This is a genomic window from Limnohabitans sp. Jir61, assembly GCF_003063545.1.
Taxonomy (GTDB): domain Bacteria; phylum Pseudomonadota; class Gammaproteobacteria; order Burkholderiales; family Burkholderiaceae_C; genus Limnohabitans.
Genome location: NZ_NESD01000003.1, coordinates 23,812 through 45,801, shown reverse-complemented (window position 1 = coordinate 45,801; position 21,990 = coordinate 23,812). Strand labels below are relative to the sequence as shown.

Below are 21,990 nucleotides of genomic sequence, written 5' to 3'. Positions count from 1 at the left end.
GCATCATGAGCATTGCAGTTACTAGAGTATTTTTCCTTTTATTGATTGGATGTGCGAGCACTGGGCATGTGATTGCGCAGGCCTTGTACCTGCCCAGCGTCTATAAGGCTAGCTTTGGCGATGGATTCAAAACGGATAAATACAAAACAGGTTATTACGATCGCTATCAAGATGCCGACAACTTAGTTGGTGTGGAATACAGTCGCAATCACTTCCAAATGGGCGATTGGTATAGCAAGGGCAATCAAGTTTCTGTTGTCTCGAAAAATACGGATCAGTCAGGGACGACTAAAAATCTAACAGTCGGATACAACACACTCGAAACCGTCAATGCACTGTGGACTGCAGATGCCAGCTATTCAAAGCGATTGCATGAAAAAACGACTGCAGAAATTACCTATAACCGAGATCGCGTAGAAGTTCAGCAGTCACTCATGACAAGGGTTGTGGCGAATAACTACAACGTGAGTGTCGAACAGGCGATCCTCGCTGCGATGAAGATGCAGTTCACACTCGGCGAAACAAGGTATACAGACGGTAATCACAGGCCGCTAGCAAAAATAAAAATGACATACGACGTCTTGCCAGAGCAAGGTGTTAATTTGCAATTACGCAGTCGATATTTCAAAAATACAGATACCGGTGTTACCAGTGGTTATTTCAACCCATACCGTTTCGTCGAAAATATCGCAGCGATAGAGTTCAATCGCGCGGTATCGAGCTGGAATCTCAGTGCGAACGTGGGTTATGGTCGTCAAGCAGGAGGGGATGACGCCAAAACACTTGCAAAAGCATTTGAATTTTCGGCGACCAAGCCCATTGCGAACCGTATTTACATCAAGGCCAAGGCGGGCTACTTTAGATCGCTGGGTTACAACGGCCCAGACTTCATTTACCGATACGTCAGCGAAGATGTGATCGTGGTGTTTTAAGCGCGCTTTGGGTCGATGAAATGACTTGCAAAACAAGTCCATATTGAGCTATATTTTTGTATGCCAATGGAGGGTTTGCAGCTGTGAACAGCGTCAGCGTAACTTCGATCAACATTCCTACAACAGCCAGTGTGTCTGCGCAAATCTCAGCGCGGCCAAATAAAGTCGCCGGAAACGCGACGCCTCAAATTGCAGGGCTAGGAAAAGACGCACTCGAGATCAAACAACAAGCGAAGCCCGACTTATTGGCTAGCCTCAAGGCAATAGAAGCACAAATTGCCGCCCGCGCAAAAGAGGCGTCTAACGTTAATTTGCTAGATATTTCATACAACAAAAAACAGGCCTTGCTATCGGTCAAAGTAGAGCAGCAACAAACAGGCAACCTAATTCGTGAGCTTCAATTTAAAGACTACAAAGCTCAGGCTTACTCACCACATGGCTATAAAGGGTCATATGTTGATATCGCTGCTTAAAGGCGGCCAGATGCAGTCTCGGTTCGCTTTTAGGATTCAACGAGGTCTTTAATGGCATGGACGACAGCTTGAAAGCTAATAGGCTTGTGCATGACTTGTACGTTTAAGCTGGCAAATAAATTGATATGCGAGGGTGATGTATCGGCCGTCACGATGATGGCGGGAATTTCCTCGTTGTAGTTTTCCCGAATTTTTTGAATCAACACATCTCCTGTGGTGCGACTTAATCTGTAGTCGCTGAGGATGCAGTCAATGGAGTCAATATTTTCAAGTTGTTCGTCTAGTGCTGTCTCAGATTCGGACAAAACGTGAACGTAGGCCCCTTCGTTCGCTAAGGTTTGCTTGTAGGCATCCACAATGACAGGATTGTCTTCAATCACTGCAATGTATTTGCCTTGCAAAATCCGGTGTTTTTTGAGGGATTTAGTTTGTGTTGTTGCTAGCTCTAGGGCTTCATGACTTGTGGATGTCACGTAAGGTGTTGTGATCACAAATTTAGAGCCCATGTCGGGTTGAGAACTGAGATGCACGGTAGCGCCAATGAGGTCGGACAAGCGCTGTACGATGGACAGTCCCAGTCCAAGCCCATCATGCAATGAGCGAGTTCGATCTGCGCGATAAAACTCACCGAAGATGTGTAACTGTTCTGATTCCTCTACCCCGCATCCGGTGTCAATCACTTCAACGACCAAACAGCCAATCTGTTCAGTGAGATTCACATCTACGCTGCCAGTCTCGGTGTATTGAATCGCATTTGAGATGAGATTGCTAATGATTTGTTGCAAAAGCAATTTATCACCGCAAACATTTAAATTCGGATTTGAAATTTTGAATGTCAATCCTTTCGCAGCTGCGCGTGTGGCATTCAAGTCGCGAAGCGTATTGGCTAGTTCTTGCAAACTGAAAATACGATTGTTAACGGGTGTGACAAGGGCATCTAACTTGCTAATGTTGAGCAACGAATCAAACATTGAGTTAAGCGAAGTGATGCTACTTTTGATTTTGCTCAGCAACAGTTTGTCTTGCTCAGGAAATTTGTCTGCATCAAAGATGTCTAGATAGACGTTCACCGCGTGCATTGGTTGACGCAAGTCGTGACTAGCCACTGCAATAAATTTAGATTTCGCAACATTCGCAGCAATCGATTGATCTCGTTCGTTGGCTAGTTCTTTGTAGAGGTGTTCATTCCTAAATCTAAGGCGAAGTGAATCTTCAAATGTTCTAGAAAAATTCTTAGAAATGCCGAGAACAACAAGATATAAAGTGGCCAGACCAACTGAAAAAGTCCAGGGCAAAATATCTATTGACCATATCGCTGTGCTGAGCGATGGGATGATGATGGGCAGTGTGAATGAATAAAAAGTAGGCTTGTGCACGCTATAAGCAAACATACTTGAAATCATTGCAGCTGTGATCATGTAAACATAAATGATGCGATTGACCATCTGCAAATCAGGCGCCATCAATACCCAGCCTAAACCCCACCCTAAGCCCACGATGCCGACAGCTAATGAGGCCATTTTCAAATCACGCTGCGGATTGCTAATGTCTTCTACTTTGTCTTTAAGCTTAAAAAATATCCATGTTCGGATCACGACAACGACGAACATGTAAGTCAGCCAAATACCCAAATACTTTGGATTGACTTCACCACTAAATGCAGGGATACAAAGTAGGGGGGCTAATATGTTCGCAGGCGTGGCTGATCTAGCGGCCTTGATGATGTGTACGGCTTTTTCACGCAATAGATACAACTGACTTGCTTCATCTTCAGCAAGACGCGCATTATTAGCCTTGATCGTTGCGGGTTTGAGTCGTGCTGTGTTGCTAGGCATAAGCGTTTTAGAAAATCACTTTGACCTTGTTTCAAGAAGCAAGTGATGTTTTTGTGCTTTGATCATTGCCTGCGTTCTGTTGAAAACACGCAGTTCTTTAAAGATCTGATTGATGTGAATCTTGACAGTTTGTTCACTGATATCAAGGTAATCTGCGATGACTTTATTTGGATGGCCTTGAGCAATCAAGTCAAGAACTTCAAGCTGTCTTTGGGTGAGTCGAAATTCTTTGGGTTCAAGATTGACGTCAGTGGCAACATAGTCCGGATCAATGGCGAACAAGGGCTTGAGTTTCAGAATAATGAAATCAGCCGTGCTGTCTTTTGAGAGAAATAGCGACGCACCAGCCGATGCGGTTTTAGGTTCCCAAGAGTTCACATCCAGCCCAGAAATGGAGACAACATGTTCGACATTTGGAATTTTTTTGAAAACTTTGATGCCTGCAAGTCCACTGAGCCCGGGCATCTGCACATCAAGCAAAACGATCCACTGATGATTAGATTGCTCTAAAAGCGATAAGCCATCATTAGCGTTGCTCGCAACCGCAACTTCAATTCCATCACCAGAAAAGACATGGCTTAATTTTTCTCGCAGTGCATCGCGATACACCGGATGGTCATCAATGATTAAAAGAGATTTTTTGTAAATTGCATCCATGAGAAAGTAATACTAGCCAGTAGCCTTGTGTAGATCAACTGAATTTTGGTTGTATATGGGTTTTAACCGAGAGCTTATTAGGTGTAAGTAATTACAAATAATTGCTAGTGCGTTGCCAGATGCATAGTGCGGGAGTTTTTTAAAACAGAAACGCACTTTTCGACCCGATTTTTAATATGAGCGATTTGAAGCGCTAGGTCAATCTCTGTTTTAGATACTTCCTCGAGAAATTGCATCGCTTCTGGTGTCAAGGCTGCGCCTTTGCTTGTTCTGCCCCAAACGATGAGGTTAGTGTTCAGCTCGGATTCCCAACGTTTTAACTCGCCCCAAACATAGCGGTATGACAGCCCCAGGTGCTTGGCGGCCTTGTTGATAGATCCAGTTTCGTTGACACTTTCAAGCAAAACTAGAAGTGGGTGTTCCAACCTGTTGCTTGTAGGTTTGTTCGAGAATTTGTACTCAATGGACAAATGAAGCATTTGGTTATTCAGTCAGACTGAGTTTGGCGATACGTAAAGAGCTTGTTCACCAGATCATGCTAGGCAGACGAAGCTGTTCATTCAATATGCAATCAGTTCTAGAACCAATGGGCTAGGCGCTTGAGTTAATAAGGTGGATTCAAAAAGCGCTAATGGTCACTTCATCAGGTTTCTTCATCAATTCAATGTGGGCGTTGGAGTAGTCACGAGAAATATTTTCAACTTTAAGTGAATTTGGTAATTCAGAGAATTGATTGCTCGCAAAAGTGCGTGGCGCCACATTGTGATTTTCAGAATAGACAGACATCGCACAACTAAGCGCTGCCAAGACTATGAGACCAGAGATAGGCTTTTTGAAGTTGAATTGCATATGACCTCTTCAAGAAAAATGAGTAAGGTCATTAGAGAGGCGACGCATAACGATCTCAATAGCAAATAGGTTCTAGAACATTCAATCAAACTTTGAACCATTTGCGATATCAGCCAATTCATGGCAAACGCGCACAACCATTTTTTTAGGAGCCGCATTGGTCTTGACGGAGCCTTTACCTGCTGGGCCATCAAAGTCATAAAACGCTTGCGTTAAACCGTCAATATCCATTTGGTATGCGTGAATGCGATAAGCATCGCCATTCGGACAGAGCCCTGTAAAAATAAAATCTTGTTCATCGTTCCCAAATGCAATGGGAGTAGTTTTTGACAAGTCAGCCCTTGCAAATACAGCCGAAAAAGAAGCAATGTTTGCAACGAAGCAAGTGATAAGAAAAAGCCGAGAAGATATGAAGGTTTTAGACATGTGTAAATGCTATTTTTAAAAGGAATCAGCAAGCCATAGCAAGATGGTTCTAGAGCCAATTTCGTATAGAGACAGAAACGTGTTGCAGATAAGATTTTTATAACGTCAAGTGTTTTGACGCACAAAGAAATGGACGTGCAACTATGTTGAAAAAATAACTTTCTTGATCTGCCAATTTTTAGTGCGTGCTGGAACGCGCAAGGCATTGACAAGCATTAGGCACAACTACAGCCACTGACAGCCTAAGCGATCGATTAATTGCGGGTTGTGCTAGCAGGTGAGCCAGCTTCAGAACCCTCGCCCCATTTGATTTCTATTGAAGATTGAGGCGCAAATTTTTTTGCAGATGATTGAGGTGCGGTGTGCCAAAAAAGAATCGCTGCCGAGCTGATACTCGTAATTGAGAGAAGCACCGCGATGATGAAACTGAGCTTCATAACTTAGCTACCTTGGCCCCATGAAATTTCAGTACTCATCTCAGAGGCCGGGTTGTAGTTCTGAACTGCTGGATACAACCAAGAAAGAACGGTGATTGAAATTGCGCTGACGACAGTGATGAGCAGAGCGGAGATGGAAGACGTGACGATTGCGAATCTCATGTGTGTGTGAATGGTTGATCAAATAACAACCAAAAATCTTAGATTGACCCAGACACAAATTCAATAACAAATACGCTCTAGAACCTATGCTTTAGGGGAGCAATTGAATTGGTTCGGTAAGTGTGTAAATGGCGTGCAAGCAGTTCATCAACGACATTCATAAACGGAGAAGAACGCGCCTATGTATTGAGGTCGGTAGTGATCATGAAACGCATTTCTTGTCACTTCAGAAAAAAGTGGCTGATCCGTGTAAAAGTTCACGATTGAAAATGGTGCCCCACTGTTAGGCATAGCAATGTACTTGTACTTACAGTGTTCGAGTTCTGTCGCAAATAGTTTGTCTGAAACACCTGAATAGTTCAAATCCATGAACCCAGCAAATTCAAATTGAGAAGCTGTGGGCTTAACCAAGTAGGGCCTTAAAAATGTCAGGCGGTAGTTGTCATTTTCTTTGTCTGTGACGCCCATCAACAAGTTTGGAAATTTCTCATTGAGTATTTGAATTTCCTGCTTCGCTTGAAATTGAGACTCAATCACTGCATTACTTTTGATTTCTGACTCATAAATATTTTTCCAAACAAAGGAAAGTACGTAAAGAGCCAAAATTACAAATCCGATTTTGATGGATGAAAACTTAACGTCAGTGCTATGAATTTGTCGTAATTGGATGTCGTATAGAAACGAATTCAAAACGACAATAGGAATCAGATGGTGAACACCTGCGCCAGGTTTTGAACCAGCAATGACAACTAGGATCTCAATAAAAACAACGCCAAACCATCTGTATGCATCGAACTTTGATGTGGTGGTGTATTTGAACGTTAGTGCAATGGGCACCCATGTCAGCAAAAGAAAAAACAGATTCTTTTCGAAGTACGCAAAAGAAATGCCGTGCATTGTTGCCAATTTCAAATATTCAAAATATTGAAGCAGTGATGTTTGGCGATCTAAGAAAAAGCTTAGACATATCAAGCTAAATGCGATAGCGAATTGGACACTGTGACGAAAAGAATAGTTGCAAAAGAAAATTAAGAAGGGCAGGATGTACAAAATTCCATGAGCTTTAAAAGAGCTCGCAAGACCTGCCAATACACCTAGCAACAGTGCTTGGGATTTGGGTTGTTGCTCAATAACAAAAACAGCCAACGCGACCAGTAAGACGAAGTAAGGTTCCGCGCGATTCCAAAAAAGAATCAGGTTAAAAGGGAGCAATAAAAGCAAATACGCTCTAGATAGTGCATTCTTATAACTGTAAAAAAGTAGACAGCAAGCCGCGTTGAAAGCAAGCACGCTAGGTAATTTGGAGCTTAGGATGAGATCGTTGCTAATTGCTAGAAATGGATATTGAACCCAATAAAGCGCCGGGCCATAGAGAAGACCGTGCTTGGATGGGGCGTCTATTGGTGGATACAAGTCGCCACCCTGCATCCATATCAAAGTGATTTGCGTGATGGTGGGTTCTAGATGATCAATGAAGTTCGGGTAGAACAAATACAAAATAGAACATGACGCAGTAAAAATGAAGGCAGCGTAAGTCAGCGGCTTTGAAAGCGTATGAATGAGTCCAGCGTATCGAATGGGAATCAGTAGAGAAACCATCCCTCCTAACAGGAGTGAAATTCCAACGCCATACATACCTAGAAAAAGTAGATAGTGTTTAAGCATTCCCATTTCTAGACCTCACAGATGTTGAAAAACAAAACCCGCTTACGAGCGGGTTTGTTGATTTGCTGCGTTAACTCAACATTCATCCGTTCCATGCCCAGGCGCAGCCTGGGTCGGCACATGGTGGCGCAAGCTCACTTGCTGGTTCTTCTCATCCACAAACACCAGCTGAGGTTCATGGCCAGCCACTTGGTCTTCATGCACTTGCGCGAATGACGCAATGATCAACAAGTCACCCACACTGGCACGACGTGCGGCTGAACCGTTGACCGAAATCATGCCCGAGCCGCGCTCGCCTTTGATGGCGTAGGTGATGAAGCGTTCGCCGTTGTTGATGTTCCATATGTGGACTTGTTCGTTCTCACAAATGTTGGCGGCGTCCAGCAGGTTTTCGTCGATGGCGCAGGAGCCTTCGTAATGGAGCTCGCACTGTGTTGTGGCAACGCGGTGGATCTTCGACTTGAGGAGGGTGCGGAACATGGTGAGAAAGATTTAAAAACTAAGCAATGCCCTAATCATAGAGCCCGAAACTGAGCCTTGGCTAACAAGGCTCAGCTCATATCAAGCACCTAAAAGCTTTGCTGCGCCTAGGCCAGCCACACGGCCACTGGCCAAGCAAGCGCTAAGTAGGTAGCCGCCTGTGGATGCTTCCCAGTCCAACATTTCACCCGCCACAAACAAGCCGGGTAAGGCCGTGGCCATGAGGTGTGCGTCCAGTGTTTCAAGGCGAACGCCACCTGCGCTGCTGATGGCTTCATCGATGGGGCGCGTCGCAGTCAGTGTGATGGGCAGATGCTTGATGGCCGCTGCCAATTGGACCGAGTTGTTCATCGCTTCTTTGCTCAGAACTTCGTGCAACAAGCCCAAATGCAAAGCGGTGAGGTTGAGGCGGCTTTTCAAATGACTGCTGAGCGAGCGTGTGCCACGCGGGTGCGAGACCTCAGCCAACACGCGCTCGGGCGTGAAGTCAGGTTTGAGGTCAAGCTGCAAGGTGGCAGAGCCATTGCGTGCAATTTCGTCGCGTAACAGTGCAGACGCGGCATAAACCAAACTGCCTTCCAGGCCCGTGGCGGTAACCACAAATTCACCTCGACGGCTAAAGGTGAGGCCCGCACTGTCGGTGAACGACAAAGCCACAGATTTGAGCGGTGTGCCTGCAAACTGGCCCGACAAGTGGCTGCTCCATCCAGTCTGACCATCACGGCCTTGCACATCAAAACCGCAGTTACTGGGGCGCAGTGGTGACACGTCAATGCCCAATGCGCCCAGCCAAGGTTGCCATGCTCCGTCTGAGCCCAGCTTGGCCCAACTGCCGCCGCCCAATGCCAACAGCACGGCATCGGCTTGTGTGCTGTGTGTGCCTTGGGCGGTGTCGAAGCTGAGCGTGAACTTGTTAGCCGCGTGCTGCAAGGCACCGTTCCAACGGTGGCGCATATGAAACGTCACAGGAACACCTTGCGCTGGGTGGCGCAAGCGGTGTAACCACGCACGCAGCAGCGGTGCGGCTTTCATGTCTGTGGGGAAGATGCGCTGCGAGCTGCCCACAAACGTGTCAAGGCCAAGGCCCTTGACCCATTCGCAAATAGCAGCCGCATCAAATGTTTTAAGCCAAGCCGCGCAAGCCTCGCTGCGCTCGGCGTAGCGGGTGGTGAAGATATCAAAAGGCTCTGCGTGTGTGAGGTTGAGTCCACCCAGGCCTGCGAGTAAAAATTTGCGGCCGACGGAGGGCATGGCGTCATACACATGCACATGAACGCCTGCTGCGCTGAGCACTTCAGCAGCCATGAGGCCGGAGGGGCCCGCGCCAATGATGGCGATTTGTTTGTTGGAATTTGTAGTCACCTGCTAAGTGTAGGCGGCGAATACGCTGCATCGTGAGCGAAAATTAGCGCATGACTGGTTGGCAAGCACATCTCAAACTTAACTACACACGTGCCGATCAGCGCACGGTGGCGAAATTCGAACACGAAGGCCCGCTGCGTGTATTGCAAAGTCTTTACCCAGAAGGTGACGCGGTGTGCCACAACGTGCTGGTGCACCCGCCCAGTGGCTTGGTCAGCGGCGACTTGTTGGACATTCAGTTGAACTTGGGCGCGGGCACACATGCGTTGTTGACCACACCCGGCGCGACACGCTTTTACAGAAGCGAGCAAGGTTTGGCTACGCAACAAGTCAAAGCCCATTTGGGCGATGGCGCTCGCTTAGAGTGGCTGCCACTCGAAACCATTGCCTACAACGGCTGCCACGGTTTGAACCATGCTGTGTTTGACCTTTCACCCAGCGCCGAGATGATGGCGTGGGACATCACGGCGTTGGGTTTACCAAATGCCAATTTACCTTTTGAGCGCGGACAGTTGCAGCAGCACATGGAAGTGTCGGGTGTGTGGCTAGAGCGGGGCTTGATTGATGCACAAGACACACGTTTGATGGATGGGCCTTTGGGTTTGGCCAAGCGCCGATGCATGGCCACGTTGGTGTTTGCGTGCGGCGCAGATTTGCCGCGCGAGCGACGCGATTTGGCTTTGGCCTTAGCGCGTGAGTTGGCGGAGGCTGCACCAGTGGGTTTGTTAGCGGGCGTGACATCACCACATCCGCGCATTGTGGTGATGCGCACCTTGTCCCCATTGGTGGAGCCAGCGCAGAATTTGTTGCGTGGGGTTTGGGCGGCTTGGCGGCGTGGGCTGTGGGCGATGGGGGACAAGCCGCCGCGTATTTGGTCTATGTAATTCGACTTGATCCGCAATAGATCTTCAAGATTGAGCATCATGCACAGAAATGGCGCATGTGATCTGCAGTTACGCACCAACGCAGACATCTGGAGAGAACAAAACTGTGCAAAAAAGGGCACGCATGTTGCATACTTCGAATCACTATGGAACTCACCCCTCGCGAAAAAGACAAGCTCTTGATCTTCACTGCCGCCTTGTTGGCCGAGCGCCGACAAGCACGTGGCTTGAAGCTCAACTACCCCGAGGCCGTAGCCCTCATCAGCGCCGCCGTGATGGAAGGTGCGCGCGACGGCAAAACCGTGGCGCAATTGATGAGCGATGGCCGCAATGTGCTGACCCGTGCCGACGTAATGGACGGCGTAGCCGAGATGATTCCGGACATCCAAGTTGAAGCTACCTTCCCCGACGGCACTAAGCTTGTGACCGTTCACCAACCCATTGTTTGAATGCTATGAAGACACTTTTCTCTCTCGTCACGCTCTTACCAATTTTGGCCTTCGCGCACGAAGGCCATGGCATGGAAGGCGCTTCGCACTACCACGCCACAGATGCTTGGGGGTTTTTGGCTGCGCTTGCCATCATCGCCGCCATGTGGTGGATGGGTCGTGGCAAATAAAGCGAGGCATATATGACACCCGGTGAACTGTTGCTCGATGAGGGCGAACACATCCTCAACCCAGGGCGACGCACGCACACACTCGTCGTAAAAAACGCCAGCGACCGCCCCATCCAAGTGGGCTCGCACTACCACTTTGCAGAAACGAATGCTGGCTTGAGTTTTGATCGCGTTGCCGCACACGGCATGCGATTAAACATTGCATCAGGCACCGCGGTGCGGTTTGAACCAGGCCAACAACGCACGGTCGAGTTGGTGGACCTGAGTGGCGACCGCCAAGTGTTTGGCTTTCGCGGTTTGGTGAATGGTGCGATTGATCAAGGCGCAGCCGATAAAGGACACAAGTAATGGCAACCATCGGCAAACGCGCCTACGCTGAAATGTTTGGCCCCACCGTGGGCGACCGCTTGCACTTGGCAGACACCAACTTGGTGGTTGAGGTTGAAAAAGACTTCACGCTGCAAGCGGGTGGCTACGGCGAAGAGGTGAAGTTCGGCGGCGGCAAAACCATTCGCGATGGCATGGCGCAATCACAGCGCACACGTGACGGTGCAGGCACGGGCCCGCAAGCGGGCGGTGCCGTGGACACCGTGATGACCAACGCGCTCATCATCGACCACTGGGGAATTGTCAAAGCCGACATTGGTTTGAAAGGTGGCCGCATTGTGGCCATTGGCAAAGCGGGCAACCCAGACACACAACCGGGCGTAGACATCGTCATTGGCCCAGGCACCGAGGTGATCAGCTGCGAAGGCAACATCGTCACCGCGGGTGGTGTCGATACACACATCCACTTCATCGCACCTCAGCAAATTGAAGAAGCGTTGACGAGCGGCGTGACCACCATGCTTGGCGGCGGCACAGGTCCAGCCACTGGCACGTTTGCCACCACCTGCACACCCGGCGCTTGGAACATTGAACGCATGCTGCAAGCGGCAGATGCATTCCCCATGAACCTCGGTTTCTTGGGCAAAGGCAATGCCGCTCTGCCCGATTCGCTGCACGAGCAGATCAACGCAGGCGCGATTGGTTTGAAGCTGCACGAAGACTGGGGCACCACACCTGCCGCGATTGACAACTGTTTGAACGTGGCCGAAGCCACCGACACACAAGTGGCCATCCACACCGACACGCTCAATGAGTCGGGCTTTGTGGAAGACACGGTGGCCGCCTTCAAAGGCCGCACCATCCACACCTTCCACACCGAAGGTGCGGGTGGTGGTCACGCGCCCGATATTTTGAAAGTGGTGGGCGAGGCCAATGTGTTGCCCAGCTCGACTAACCCCACGCGTCCTTACACGGTGAACACCCTTGACGAGCATGTGGACATGCTCATGGTGTGTCATCACCTCGACCCTGCAATTGCAGAAGACCTCGCCTTTGCCGAAAGCCGCATTCGCCGCGAGACGATTGCGGCTGAAGACATCTTGCACGACCTAGGCGCCATCAGCATGATGAGCAGCGACAGCCAAGCCATGGGTCGTGTGGGTGAGGTGATCATTCGCACGTGGCAAACCGCACACAAGATGAAAGCGCAGCGCGGCTTACTGCCAGGGGACACCGACCGTCACGACAACGCACGCGTGAAGCGCTACATCGCCAAGTACACCATCAACCCATCGATTGCCCACGGCATCAGCCACGAAGTGGGCAGTGTGGAGGTGGGCAAGTGGGCCGACTTGGTGGTGTGGAAGCCTGCGTTCTTTGGCATCAAGCCCAGCATTATTTTGAAAGGTGGTTTCATTGCCATGGCTGCGATGGGTGACCCCAATGCGTCTATTCCCACGCCTCAGCCCGTGCACTACCGGCCCATGTTTGGCGCGTATGGCGGTGCACTGCACCGTGGCTCGCTCACTTTCGTGTCGCAAGCTGGCTTAGCTGCAGGCATTGGAAAAAAGTTTGGTTTGCATAAAACCTTGAGTGCTGTGAAGAACATTCGCAACGTTGGAAAACGTGACATGATTCACAACGACTACGCGCCGCGCATGGAAGTGGATGCACAAACCTATGCAGTGCGTGCCGATGGTCATTTGCTCACCTGCGAACCCGCGGTGAGTTTGCCCATGACCCAACGTTATTTCTTGTTTTAAATTTCTCTGATGCTCACTTGTTCTAAATTAATCGCGGGCGGCCAAGGCTTGGCCGCGGCACTGGTCAAACGCGCCGCCACCGTGGAGCTGGACTGGGACGTGCGCCAAAAAAGCCGCTTTGATGCGACTGATTCAAATGGCCGTGCCTTTGGTGTGTTTCTGGCACGTGGCACCTTGGTGCGCGGCGGCGATGTGCTGGTGTTGGAAGATGGCTCACTCGTGCGCGTGCAAGCTGCACCGCAAGAAGTGCTGCGCATCACCGCGTGTGCCGAACACGGCTCGTCGTTTGATTTGACACGTGCTGCCTATCACTTGGGTAACCGCCATGTGCCGATTGAGTTACAACCCGACCATTTGAAAATTGAGCCCGACCACGTACTAGCCGACATGCTGCGCGCTATGCACATGACGGTGGTGACTGTGCAAGAAGCGTTCGAGCCTGAAGGCGGTGCCTACAGCAGCCACGGACATGCGCAAGGTCATGGGCACTCGCACGATCACGGCCACTCTCACACAGATCATGCACATGGCCACGTGCATGGACCCAACAGCAAGCATGACCATTGATGCGGCAATTTCAGTGTCGTCTTCTACGCCAGCGCTGATTCAACTCATTTGGCTCGCGTCACCCGCGCTGCCGATTGGAGGCTTCTCGTATTCCGAAGGCTTAGAGGGTGCGATCGACCACGGCTTGGTGCATGACGAGTACAGCGCTGCTGATTGGTTGGTGGATCAACTACACCTCACGCAATCGCGTGGAGACATGTCGGTGCTCGGTCAAATGATCGTCGCATGGCAAGCCTTGGATCACGAACGCTTAGAGGTCTTGAGCCAATGGGTGCACGCCACACGCGAAAGCGCCGAGCTACGTTTGCAGAGTGAACAAATGGGTCGCTCGATGTTGGAGTGGCTGCGCAACCAAGATGCCATCGATGCAGACACCATCGCGATGTGTAACCGATGGGTGCCCACCTATCCACTGATGTTTGCGTTGGCTTTGTCGCGCACTGGCGCATCGTTAGAGCAATGCCTGCAAGCCTACGCTTTTGGTTGGGCAGAAAACATGGTTCAAGCTGCTATCAAATCGGTGCCACTTGGACAAAACTCCGGGCAGCGTATCTTGACGAAACTTGCGCAGCACATTGCACGTGCCGTCAGTCACGCACTGCAAGTAACAGACGGCACGCGTCAAGCCTTTTCACCCATGCTGGCCATTCTCTCGGCCCAACACGAAACCCAATACTCACGACTGTTCCGATCATGAAGCACCTACACAACATCGCACACCGCTCCAAAAAATTGCCGCCCTTGCGGGTGGGCATAGGCGGCCCTGTTGGCTCTGGTAAAACAACTTTACTGGAAATGCTGTGCAAAGCCATGCGTGACAAATACGATCTTGTGGCCATTACCAATGACATCTACACCAAGGAGGACCAGCGCTTGCTCACAATTAGTGGTGCATTGCCCGCGGAGCGCATCATGGGCGTGGAGACGGGTGGCTGTCCGCACACCGCAATTCGTGAAGATGCATCCATTAACCTTGAAGCCATCGACCGCATGTTGGTCGAGTTTCCAGATGCCGACGTGGTCTTCATTGAGAGTGGTGGTGACAATTTGGCTGCCACTTTCAGCCCCGAGTTGAGTGACTTGACGATTTACGTTATCGACGTGGCGGCCGGCGAAAAAATTCCACGCAAAGGTGGGCCTGGCATCACCAAGAGCGATTTGTTCATCATCAATAAAACTGATCTTGCGCCCCACGTCGGTGCTAATTTGGATGTTATGGAAGCCGACACCATTCGCATGCGCACCAATGTGAGTGGTTTGAGGCCTTTTGTGATGACCAATTTGCGAACCCTCGATGGTTTGCAAGAAGTGGTGAAGTTCATTGAGACCAAAGGCATGTTGTTGTAATCAGGCGAGAATAGGGGTTGTTTCCCCATACATTTGCGCATCATCCATGTCTAAAGTATTTCGATTTTTCTTGTCATTGGCAGTGATGGCTGCGTGCGTGCAGACCGCACATGCGTCGCTTCAAGACGAAATTCAGGTTTACACCGATGACATTAATCAACCGGGTGAATTGGGCTTGGAGTTGCACATCAACACCACACCCAAAGGCGTGACAACGCCTAGCTATCCCGGTGAAGTCTTGAATCATCATGGCCTGCGTGTGACGCCTGAAATTTCTTGGGGGTTGACCAAGACGGTCGATGTCGGCCTCTACATTCCCACGGTGCGAAGTGGGGATGGTCATTACTATGCAGCTGGCGCCAAAGCGCGTATCAAATGGCTGCCTATTCAGCCCAACGAAAACAGCGGCTGGTTCAGCGGGTTGAACTTAGAAGTGGGGCAAGTCAAGTCGCAGTTTTCAGAGTCCATACGAAGCACTGAAGTGCGGACCATCGCGGGTTGGAAAAACAAAGATTGGTTGTTGGCCGTGAACCCAATTTTTGGGTGGGATATTTCTAGCGGCTACACACATGGATCGCCTGATTTCACACTCGCGACCAAGGTGGCGAGGAAGGTCTCAGAGTCTGTCGCATTGGGCCTAGAGCATTACAACGGCAAAGGCCGATTGAACAGCATCTTGCCGAATGATCAACAAGAAAAATCAACGTATGTGGTGATGGACTACGAAGGCGAACCGTTTGATTTCAACTTTGGTGTGGGCAAAGGCACAACCTCAGTCACCGATACTTGGACAGTTAAGGCAATCGTGAGTTACCCGTTTTAAGTTGATCAATCTTTGTATTTAGAAACCATCACGGCCAGAGGCAGCAGTCCAAGCGAAAACAGAATCGCGCCAAGATTCATCAGCGTGTCTGTTTGCATCAGGCAAAACCCCAAAATAGACACGCCCACCGCAAATGGCGTCAACTGATTCAATTCAATTTTCGGCAGCTTTTTCATGCTTTGTATCTTAATGTGTATCGGGATTTTTGCAAAAATTAGTTCTGCCACACCCCGTAGCCCAGTTTTTGCAGTCTGATCGCTAAGTCAACTTCCATGTATTGGGCATCTCCATAGGGCATGGGATTGAGCTTTTCATAGATCTCAGGCATCAACCGTATGCCGTATTTCATGGCGTACTTGTTGGATTTGATGCCCGCTTTGTGTTGGTCGAAGCGATGATCTGGGTCGTGGCCCGTCATGCCCACGTAGACGCAGGGCTTGCCAGTGACGTAATCGGGATTGGCTTTTTTGAACTTGGCTTCGTACAAGACGTCCTTGTCCAACTCAATCACGTAGACGTTGTGACGCTCACGCATGTCCGTCTTTAAATCAAACCCTCATAGGCAATCGTGTGCGGCGCATGGTCACTGAATTTGATGTCTTTGAAAGTGTTCGTTTCCCTGGCTTTGGCCGCGAGTGCTGGCGTGGCCAAGTGGTAGTCCAAACGCCAACCCACGTTGTTCGCATAGGCTTGGCCGCGGTTGCTCCACCAGGTGTAGGCGGCGTCGGTGGCGTCCGGCTCTAGCTGTCGGTAAACATCCACAATGCCGCCTTCGGTGGTGAGCTTGGTCATCCACGCACGTTCTTCGGGCAAGAAGCCGCTGTTCTTTTGGTTGCCTTTCCAGTTCTTCAAGTCAGCTTCTTTGTGGGCGATGTTGATATCGCCGCAGAGCACAAACTCGCGGCCGTTCTTCAAAGCTTGCAGGTGTGGATACATGGCATCTAAGAAACGGTACTTGGCTTCTTGGCGCTCAGGGCCGGATGATCCGCTGGGAAAGTAGCTGCTGATGATGGACAGTTTTTGTGTGGGCGTGTCAAAACGCAGCTCGATGTAGCGGCCTTCGGCATCGAACTCGCCGCCGTCAAAACCCACGATCACATCGCTGGGCTCGTGCTTGGTGTACACGCCCACGCCCGAGTAGCCTTTTTTCTGGGCGTAGTGAAAGTGGCCTTTCAAACCGGCCAAGGTGTCGAAGCTACCCACGACATCGGAGGCTTGGGCTTTGATTTCTTGGACGCAAATACAATCAGGGCTGGCTTTTTCGAGCCAAGCTTCCACGCCCTTGCGGGCGGCCGAACGAATGCCGTTGAGGTTGAGGCTGGTTAGTTTGAACAAGGAATTTCCCCATGAGTCAGAGTGTGGCTGCCAACGATGCGTTGGCACAAGAATTTGTGCAATTTTCGCTGGATTGTGGCGTACTGAAATTTGGGGAGTTCAAAACCAAAGCGGGCCGCATGAGCCCTTACTTCTTCAATGCCGGTTTGTTTGACGATGGCGCGAAATTGGGCAAGCTCGCCAGCTTTTACGCGCAACGCTTGGTACAAAGCGGCATCGAGTTCGACATGATTTTTGGCCCCGCCTACAAAGGCATTCCTTTGGGCGCAGCTGTGGCGATTGAGCTGGCCCGTTTGGGCAAGAACGTGCCCTTTGCCTACAACCGCAAAGAAGCCAAAGACCACGGCGAAGGCGGCAGCTTGGTGGGTGCGCCACTCAAAGGTCGCGTGTTGATCGTGGACGACGTGATGAGCGCAGGCACTGCGGCTCGTGAATCCATCGCCCTGATCAAAGCCGCAGGTGCCACACCACACGCTGTGGCGATTGCGCTGGATCGCCAAGAAATGGCCACTGAAAAACAAGCCGATGGCTCGACAAAAGACGTGCCTTACAGTGCCGTGCAATACGTGCGTGAGCAAGTCGGGCTGCAGGTGTGTGCAATTGCAGAGCTGAGTGACTTGTTGACTTATTTGAGCGCGCATGCCACGGGCGATATGGCCGAACATTTAGACCGCACGCAAACCTATCGAGAGCGTTACGGCGTGTGATCTGAACCGAGACATGCACCTTTGTCGAGGCATCTATTTTCAAATAGGTGTTTTCAAAATAGACAGGGGACGCATATGGGGTTTCAATCCATTGCCACATTGGGTCGCACAGCCTGGGCTGTTGGCGTTGCATCATTGCTGAGTGCTTGTGTGGCGACTCAGCCTTTGGTGTATTCAGAGACATCTGGCGTGTCGCATCCAGTCAAGGTGCAGGTGTACCGGGCTGCAGACCAGAGTATCAGTCATTACGACCTAGCAGAGGTGCAGGCTGTATTGTCAGGCGTTCAGCAAACTTTGCGTGATCGAGGCATCGACATTCAATTTGATGTGCTGCCCAACATACAAATCAGCGACAACTGGGAAGACTTGTACTCGCAAGACATCTTACGCATGAGCAGCCGTATACGCAGCGAAAACAACAAACAGCTGCGCCTGTTCATCACCAATAAAATTTGGAGCTGCGGCAATCACACTGTCGAAACCACCGTGATATTAGGGTGCACGCCGGTTGGTAGTCCAACCGTTGTGGTTCAAGGCACAGTGGATGGAGCATCTAGCAACTACGGAACAACAGACCATATCTTGTGGCTGCATGAAATGGGGCATTCGGTGCAATTAGGGCATGCCAATGATTTGCATCGCGTGATGACACCCACTCCGCAGCCTTACTCTACCGAACTCGAACGTTATGAGGTACGCCAATATGGCAACTTAGGCGAATCGCTTCAGCCGAAAGTGGTGCAGGCTGCGGTGACAGCTCAGTTGCCTGCGTTGCGAACGCAACCGATGGCTGCAACAGATGTGGCGACACAGGTGCGTCATGCAGGTTTGCATGGTTTGGATTTGAGTCCATTCAAAACACTCAGCGATGCAGAGTTGTTGCCTTTGGCTCAGCTTCTCAATGATCAGGAGTCGCCAAGCGTGCAAGCCAATGCTTTGGCCGTGTTAGGTCAATTAGGTGGTACGCAATCAGCAGCGGTTGTGATGACTTATGCACAGCAAAGGCCAGCCAGCCATTTGCGTGAGATGAAAGAGATAGCCATCATTGCGTTGGCGAAAAATGAAACACCAGATGTGACAGATCAAGCCACGGCTATGGTGATTCGGGCGACACGCCCTAGCTTTTGGTGTGCGAGCGGCGCTGGTGCAGATGAGCTGAAAGCATGTCAAAGATTGGCGCATATGGGCATAGGCGCTTTGGCACAGAGTCCGAACGCGCAAGCCAGAGCTTATTTAACGGAACTGGCCCTGTCAGGATTCCAAGCGACGCAATTTGAACCAAATGGCATTTCTGCTGGTGCTGTGGGACGAAAACCTGAACGGATTGCAGCTCAGAAAATCGATGTTGATTGGGCGACTGAATCGAGTAAAGCGGCAGCAAAATTTTTGCGCAAAAGGGCAGACATACCGTAACAGTTATTGAATTTGGTCAGCGCACCATGCGCACGAAGAGCGATGCGCCTGCGCTAGTTTCAACAATTGACCAGGCAAATGGACGATCGGCTTGAGCCTTCAAAAAATCATGTGGCAGCCACGCCGTAGCCCATGGTGCGTGGCAACCAAAGTACCAGCTCCGGGAGAAACGTCAGGGCAAGTAACAAGCCCAACAGCATCACCAAAAACATCCAGCCTTCGCGCATCATCTCGCCAATAGGAATGCCGGTGAGGGCTTTGGTGACAAACAGCAGCATGCCAAAGGGTGGATGAATCAGGCCAATCATCATGTTGAGCACGACCAAGACGCCAAAGTGAACGAGGTCAATACCCAGAACATTCACAGCAGGCAAGAGCATGGGCACAAACACCAGCAGCAGCACCGACACGTCAAGAAAGCAGCCTAGCACCAAGAACAGCACGTTGACCATCAGTAAGAACTGAATGCGGCTGAGCTGCATGCTGTCCACCCACGCGGCCATGTGTTGCGGCACCTGCTCAGCGGTGAAGGCGTAGTTCAAGATGAATGAGCCTGCCAAGATGATAGTGATGACCGCACTCGCCCGCGTGGACTCCATCACCACGCCCCAAAAGCTGCGCCAAGTCAACGCGCGGTACACCACAGTAGACAAAATCAGCGCGTGCAATGCGGCAACAGCTGCAGCCTCAGTGGGCGTGAACGCGCCCGAGTAAATGCCCCCAAGCAACACGATGGGCATAGACAGAGGCAACGCGCCGCGAAACAGAATGCTGGGCCATTCGTGCATGGGAATAGGCTCTTCGCGTGGCATGTTGCGTTTGGTGGCAATGAAGTGCACCACGCACATCATGAGCACCGTCATCAACAAACCTGGCACTACGCCGCCTAAGAACAAAGCGCCAACGGATGCGCCTGAAACCAGCGCGTAAATCACCATAGGGATGGACGGTGGAATGATGGGGCCCAGCGTGGCGCTGGCCACCACCACCGCACCCGCAAAGCCGCGTGTGTATTCGGGCTTCTTGAGCATCTGGCGAATCGTCACGAGGCCTGGGCCCGCGGCATCGGCAATGGCGCTGCCACTCATGCCTGAGAAGATGACGCTGACCAAAATATCCACCTGCGCCAACCCACCGCGCATGCGGCCTACCAAGATGCGGCAGAAATCAAAAATGCGTTCGCTCACGGTGCCTGCGTTCATCAAGTTGGCAGCAAACACAAACAGGGGTACGGCCAGCAGCACATAACTGTTGTACAGCCCGTTGCTCACTTGCTCGGCCACCAATCCTAAGTCTTGGCCTTTGGTGATGAGGTAAGCCACACCGGACATGAGCATGGAAAAACCAATGGGCATACGAAGCAACATACCCAGCACCAACACGGCGGCGAGGGCGCTGAGGGGCGTCATCGTCATGGCTTGACCTCGTGAATATCTGAGTCGCGGTTGTTCATGGCTTGCACCAAGCCGTGCCAGCTGCGTGCTGCCAATGACACCAGTAGCAACACGAAAGGCAGAAACACCCATTCAAACGACAGACCTAGCACTGCTGTTTTTTCGCGTGCCATGAAGTGCACATATTCCCAACTGGCAGGAATCGCCGCGATAGACAAACCGCCGATGAGTGTGTGGCCAACCATGCGCATCAGTCGACGTGTAGAGGGGTTGACGCTGTTCCATACCAAATCGAACATGACATGTTCTTTTTCGGGAACAACAAATGCGCAGGCCCACAAGATGACCCACAAATACAAGATGACGGCCAGCTCGTCGCTCCAAGGCAAAGGCTGGTTAAAAATAAATCGCGCAATGATTTGCACAAGAAAAGTGAAGAACAGTGCGAGGAAGAGCAAGCCTCCCACAGCATTTGCGATTTTTCGCAAGAGCATTTTTATTTGCTTGCGTTGATGCGCTCAATCAAGCCCTTGGGCCAGCTTTGCGCCATTTCAGATTTGTCGTAGGCTGCTTGAACGGTTTGTCTGAAAGCCTCTTCGTGCGGCTTGTTCACTTTCAAGCCTTGCTTTTTGAAGAAATCCAAAATTTGCGCTTCTTCCTTGATCCGGTTCTCGTTGTTGAACTTAGCAGCCGCTTGCGCAGCAGCTTTGAGATTCTTTTGTTCTGAAGCGGAGAGGCTGTTCCAAGTTTTGTTGGATACAGCAATGAACAAACTATCCACCAAATGGTTGGTCAACACGATTTGCTGCGTGACTTCATAAAACTTGGCTGCGCGCACGGTAGGTAGTGGGTTGTCTTGGCCGTCAATGGTGCCGGTTTTGAGGCCCATGTACACCTCGCCAAATGCAAGTGGTGTGGCAGTAGCGCCCAGTGAGTCTCCTAAAAACAACCACTCTTTGGAGCCGGGCATGCGCAACTTCACACCTTTGAGGTCGGCGGGCGTGTTGACTTTGCGCGTGTCGCGCAAGTTGAGTTGACGCGTACCCAAATAGGCGGTGGCAAGGATGGTGACATCCATTTTTTCAGACGCTGCTTTGAACAACTCTTCGCCGATGGGTCCGTTGAATACCTTTTGTTGGTGCTTTGGATCGCGGATGACATAGCCCGCTGTGAAGATAGAAAACTCAGGGACTAGCTTGGCAATGTCAAACGCTGAGATAGAGGCCAACTCCAAATTGCCACGCGCCATCGCGGCGGGCTCTGTACCTTGCTTGAACAAAGCACCGTTGAGGTTGATTTGCACGTCGTACTGGTTAGGCGCTGACTTGTTGAGCGACTCCTTGAGCACATCCCACATCTTCCCGTGCCAATCGTCTGGCACTGCAGGGCTAGAGATCCGCAATAGGGTTTTGGTGCCCGCTGCATTTTGAGCCCATACGACTGTTGTGCTCGCTGTCATCAGTGCAGAAGCTGCAGCCAAGCCCAGCAGTGTGCGACGAAGCAAAGTGGATGTGTGCATTGTTGTCTCCTCAA

General features: G+C 50.7%; 28 protein-coding genes. 13 read left to right on the top strand and 15 right to left on the bottom strand.

Annotated elements, in window-relative coordinates; genetic code table 11:
- Positions 1 to 5: 5 nt before the first annotated feature.
- Both B9Z35_RS10055 and B9Z35_RS10050 read left to right on the top strand, forming a co-directional pair.
- A complete protein-coding gene (locus B9Z35_RS10055) occupies positions 6 to 932 on the top strand; it encodes a hypothetical protein (RefSeq protein WP_108283582.1) in 927 nt (308 codons plus the stop codon).
- Positions 933 to 1,015: 83 nt separating this feature from the next.
- Positions 1,016 to 1,405, top strand: coding sequence for a hypothetical protein (locus B9Z35_RS10050; RefSeq protein ID WP_108283581.1), 390 nt, complete (start codon positions 1,016 to 1,018; stop codon positions 1,403 to 1,405).
- A 29-nt stretch (positions 1,406 to 1,434) separates the two neighbouring features.
- Here B9Z35_RS10050 and B9Z35_RS10045 read toward each other — a convergent pair whose 3' ends face one another.
- From B9Z35_RS10045 to B9Z35_RS10010, 9 genes are all read right to left on the bottom strand, one after another.
- Entirely contained in the window at positions 1,435 to 3,240 is a 1,806-nt protein-coding gene (locus B9Z35_RS10045) for a hybrid sensor histidine kinase/response regulator (protein ID WP_108283580.1), read from the bottom strand.
- A 15-nt stretch (positions 3,241 to 3,255) separates the two neighbouring features.
- Positions 3,256 to 3,897: a response regulator transcription factor gene (locus tag B9Z35_RS10040; protein WP_108283579.1), complete on the bottom strand. Its 642-nt coding sequence runs from the start codon at positions 3,895 to 3,897 to the stop codon at positions 3,256 to 3,258.
- 104 nt (positions 3,898 to 4,001) lie between these two features.
- On the bottom strand, positions 4,002 to 4,322 hold the full coding sequence (locus B9Z35_RS10035; RefSeq protein ID WP_158268140.1) for a winged helix-turn-helix domain-containing protein: 321 nt from the start codon (positions 4,320 to 4,322) through the stop codon (positions 4,002 to 4,004).
- A 193-nt stretch (positions 4,323 to 4,515) separates the two neighbouring features.
- A complete protein-coding gene (locus tag B9Z35_RS10030) occupies positions 4,516 to 4,746 on the bottom strand; it encodes a hypothetical protein (RefSeq protein ID WP_108283577.1) in 231 nt (76 codons plus the stop codon).
- An 81-nt stretch (positions 4,747 to 4,827) separates the two neighbouring features.
- The gene (locus B9Z35_RS12930) at positions 4,828 to 5,172 is read right to left on the bottom strand and encodes a hypothetical protein (RefSeq protein WP_146178986.1); all 345 of its coding nucleotides are present in this window, start codon (positions 5,170 to 5,172) and stop codon (positions 4,828 to 4,830) included.
- A 254-nt stretch (positions 5,173 to 5,426) separates the two neighbouring features.
- Complete coding sequence (locus B9Z35_RS10025; RefSeq protein ID WP_108283576.1) at positions 5,427 to 5,609, bottom strand: hypothetical protein; 183 nt, start codon at positions 5,607 to 5,609, stop codon at positions 5,427 to 5,429.
- 309 nt (positions 5,610 to 5,918) lie between these two features.
- Complete coding sequence (locus B9Z35_RS10020) at positions 5,919 to 7,442, bottom strand: hypothetical protein (protein WP_108283575.1); 1,524 nt, start codon at positions 7,440 to 7,442, stop codon at positions 5,919 to 5,921.
- Between the two features lie 69 nt (positions 7,443 to 7,511).
- On the bottom strand, positions 7,512 to 7,916 hold the full coding sequence (gene panD / locus B9Z35_RS10015; RefSeq protein ID WP_108283574.1) for an aspartate 1-decarboxylase: 405 nt from the start codon (positions 7,914 to 7,916) through the stop codon (positions 7,512 to 7,514).
- Between the two features lie 81 nt (positions 7,917 to 7,997).
- On the bottom strand, positions 7,998 to 9,278 hold the full coding sequence (locus B9Z35_RS10010) for a TIGR03862 family flavoprotein (protein ID WP_255416689.1): 1,281 nt from the start codon (positions 9,276 to 9,278) through the stop codon (positions 7,998 to 8,000).
- Between the two features lie 50 nt (positions 9,279 to 9,328).
- On the opposite strand from B9Z35_RS10010, the gene B9Z35_RS10005 reads away from it, so the two are divergent.
- From B9Z35_RS10005 to B9Z35_RS09970, 9 genes are all read left to right on the top strand, one after another.
- Complete coding sequence (locus B9Z35_RS10005; RefSeq protein WP_108283573.1) at positions 9,329 to 10,162, top strand: urease accessory protein UreD; 834 nt, start codon at positions 9,329 to 9,331, stop codon at positions 10,160 to 10,162.
- 146 nt (positions 10,163 to 10,308) lie between these two features.
- Entirely contained in the window at positions 10,309 to 10,611 is a 303-nt protein-coding gene (locus B9Z35_RS10000) for an urease subunit gamma (protein ID WP_108283572.1), read from the top strand.
- A gap of 5 nt (positions 10,612 to 10,616) precedes the next feature.
- Positions 10,617 to 10,781, top strand: coding sequence for a hypothetical protein (locus tag B9Z35_RS12990; RefSeq protein WP_158268139.1), 165 nt, complete (start codon positions 10,617 to 10,619; stop codon positions 10,779 to 10,781).
- A 12-nt stretch (positions 10,782 to 10,793) separates the two neighbouring features.
- Entirely contained in the window at positions 10,794 to 11,129 is a 336-nt protein-coding gene (locus B9Z35_RS09995) for an urease subunit beta (RefSeq protein ID WP_108283571.1), read from the top strand.
- Positions 11,129 to 12,871, top strand: coding sequence for an urease subunit alpha (gene ureC / locus B9Z35_RS09990; RefSeq protein WP_108283570.1), 1,743 nt, complete (start codon positions 11,129 to 11,131; stop codon positions 12,869 to 12,871). The genes B9Z35_RS09995 and ureC overlap by 1 nt, the downstream gene beginning before the upstream one ends.
- A gap of 9 nt (positions 12,872 to 12,880) precedes the next feature.
- On the top strand, positions 12,881 to 13,438 hold the full coding sequence (ureE, locus tag B9Z35_RS09985) for an urease accessory protein UreE (protein WP_108283569.1): 558 nt from the start codon (positions 12,881 to 12,883) through the stop codon (positions 13,436 to 13,438).
- Entirely contained in the window at positions 13,410 to 14,135 is a 726-nt protein-coding gene (locus B9Z35_RS09980) for an urease accessory protein UreF (RefSeq protein ID WP_233246541.1), read from the top strand. The genes ureE and B9Z35_RS09980 overlap by 29 nt, the downstream gene beginning before the upstream one ends.
- Positions 14,132 to 14,785: an urease accessory protein UreG gene (ureG, locus tag B9Z35_RS09975; RefSeq protein ID WP_370444124.1), complete on the top strand. Its 654-nt coding sequence runs from the start codon at positions 14,132 to 14,134 to the stop codon at positions 14,783 to 14,785. Before B9Z35_RS09980 ends, ureG begins: the two co-directional genes overlap by 4 nt.
- Before the next feature lie 46 nt (positions 14,786 to 14,831).
- The gene (locus B9Z35_RS09970; protein ID WP_108283567.1) at positions 14,832 to 15,608 is read left to right on the top strand and encodes a hypothetical protein; all 777 of its coding nucleotides are present in this window, start codon (positions 14,832 to 14,834) and stop codon (positions 15,606 to 15,608) included.
- A gap of 5 nt (positions 15,609 to 15,613) precedes the next feature.
- Here B9Z35_RS09970 and B9Z35_RS12985 read toward each other — a convergent pair whose 3' ends face one another.
- The 3 genes from B9Z35_RS12985 to B9Z35_RS09960 are packed head-to-tail and all read right to left on the bottom strand — an operon-like array spanning position 15,614 to position 16,943.
- Positions 15,614 to 15,784: a hypothetical protein gene (locus B9Z35_RS12985; protein WP_158268138.1), complete on the bottom strand. Its 171-nt coding sequence runs from the start codon at positions 15,782 to 15,784 to the stop codon at positions 15,614 to 15,616.
- 38 nt (positions 15,785 to 15,822) lie between these two features.
- A complete protein-coding gene (locus tag B9Z35_RS09965) occupies positions 15,823 to 16,143 on the bottom strand; it encodes a hypothetical protein (RefSeq protein WP_108283566.1) in 321 nt (106 codons plus the stop codon).
- An 8-nt stretch (positions 16,144 to 16,151) separates the two neighbouring features.
- A complete protein-coding gene (locus B9Z35_RS09960; protein WP_108283565.1) occupies positions 16,152 to 16,943 on the bottom strand; it encodes an exodeoxyribonuclease III in 792 nt (263 codons plus the stop codon).
- An 11-nt stretch (positions 16,944 to 16,954) separates the two neighbouring features.
- On the opposite strand from B9Z35_RS09960, the gene pyrE reads away from it, so the two are divergent.
- Together pyrE and B9Z35_RS09950 are read left to right on the top strand one after the other, a co-directional pair.
- A complete protein-coding gene (gene pyrE / locus B9Z35_RS09955) occupies positions 16,955 to 17,650 on the top strand; it encodes an orotate phosphoribosyltransferase (protein ID WP_108283564.1) in 696 nt (231 codons plus the stop codon).
- A 75-nt stretch (positions 17,651 to 17,725) separates the two neighbouring features.
- Positions 17,726 to 19,063, top strand: a complete 1,338-nt coding sequence (locus B9Z35_RS09950; protein WP_108283563.1) for a HEAT repeat domain-containing protein — start codon at positions 17,726 to 17,728, stop codon at positions 19,061 to 19,063.
- 107 nt (positions 19,064 to 19,170) lie between these two features.
- Here B9Z35_RS09950 and B9Z35_RS09945 read toward each other — a convergent pair whose 3' ends face one another.
- From B9Z35_RS09945 to B9Z35_RS09935, 3 genes are read right to left on the bottom strand one after another with little or no spacing between them, the layout of a single operon-like run.
- Positions 19,171 to 20,478 carry a TRAP transporter large permease gene (locus B9Z35_RS09945; protein ID WP_108283562.1) on the bottom strand — a complete coding sequence of 436 codons (1,308 nt, stop codon included), beginning with the start codon at positions 20,476 to 20,478 and terminating at the stop codon, positions 19,171 to 19,173.
- The gene (locus B9Z35_RS09940; RefSeq protein WP_108283561.1) at positions 20,475 to 20,951 is read right to left on the bottom strand and encodes a TRAP transporter small permease; all 477 of its coding nucleotides are present in this window, start codon (positions 20,949 to 20,951) and stop codon (positions 20,475 to 20,477) included. The genes B9Z35_RS09945 and B9Z35_RS09940 overlap by 4 nt, the downstream gene beginning before the upstream one ends.
- A gap of 2 nt (positions 20,952 to 20,953) precedes the next feature.
- Positions 20,954 to 21,976 carry a sialic acid TRAP transporter substrate-binding protein SiaP gene (locus B9Z35_RS09935; RefSeq protein WP_108283560.1) on the bottom strand — a complete coding sequence of 341 codons (1,023 nt, stop codon included), beginning with the start codon at positions 21,974 to 21,976 and terminating at the stop codon, positions 20,954 to 20,956.
- Positions 21,977 to 21,990 lie beyond the last annotated feature (14 nt).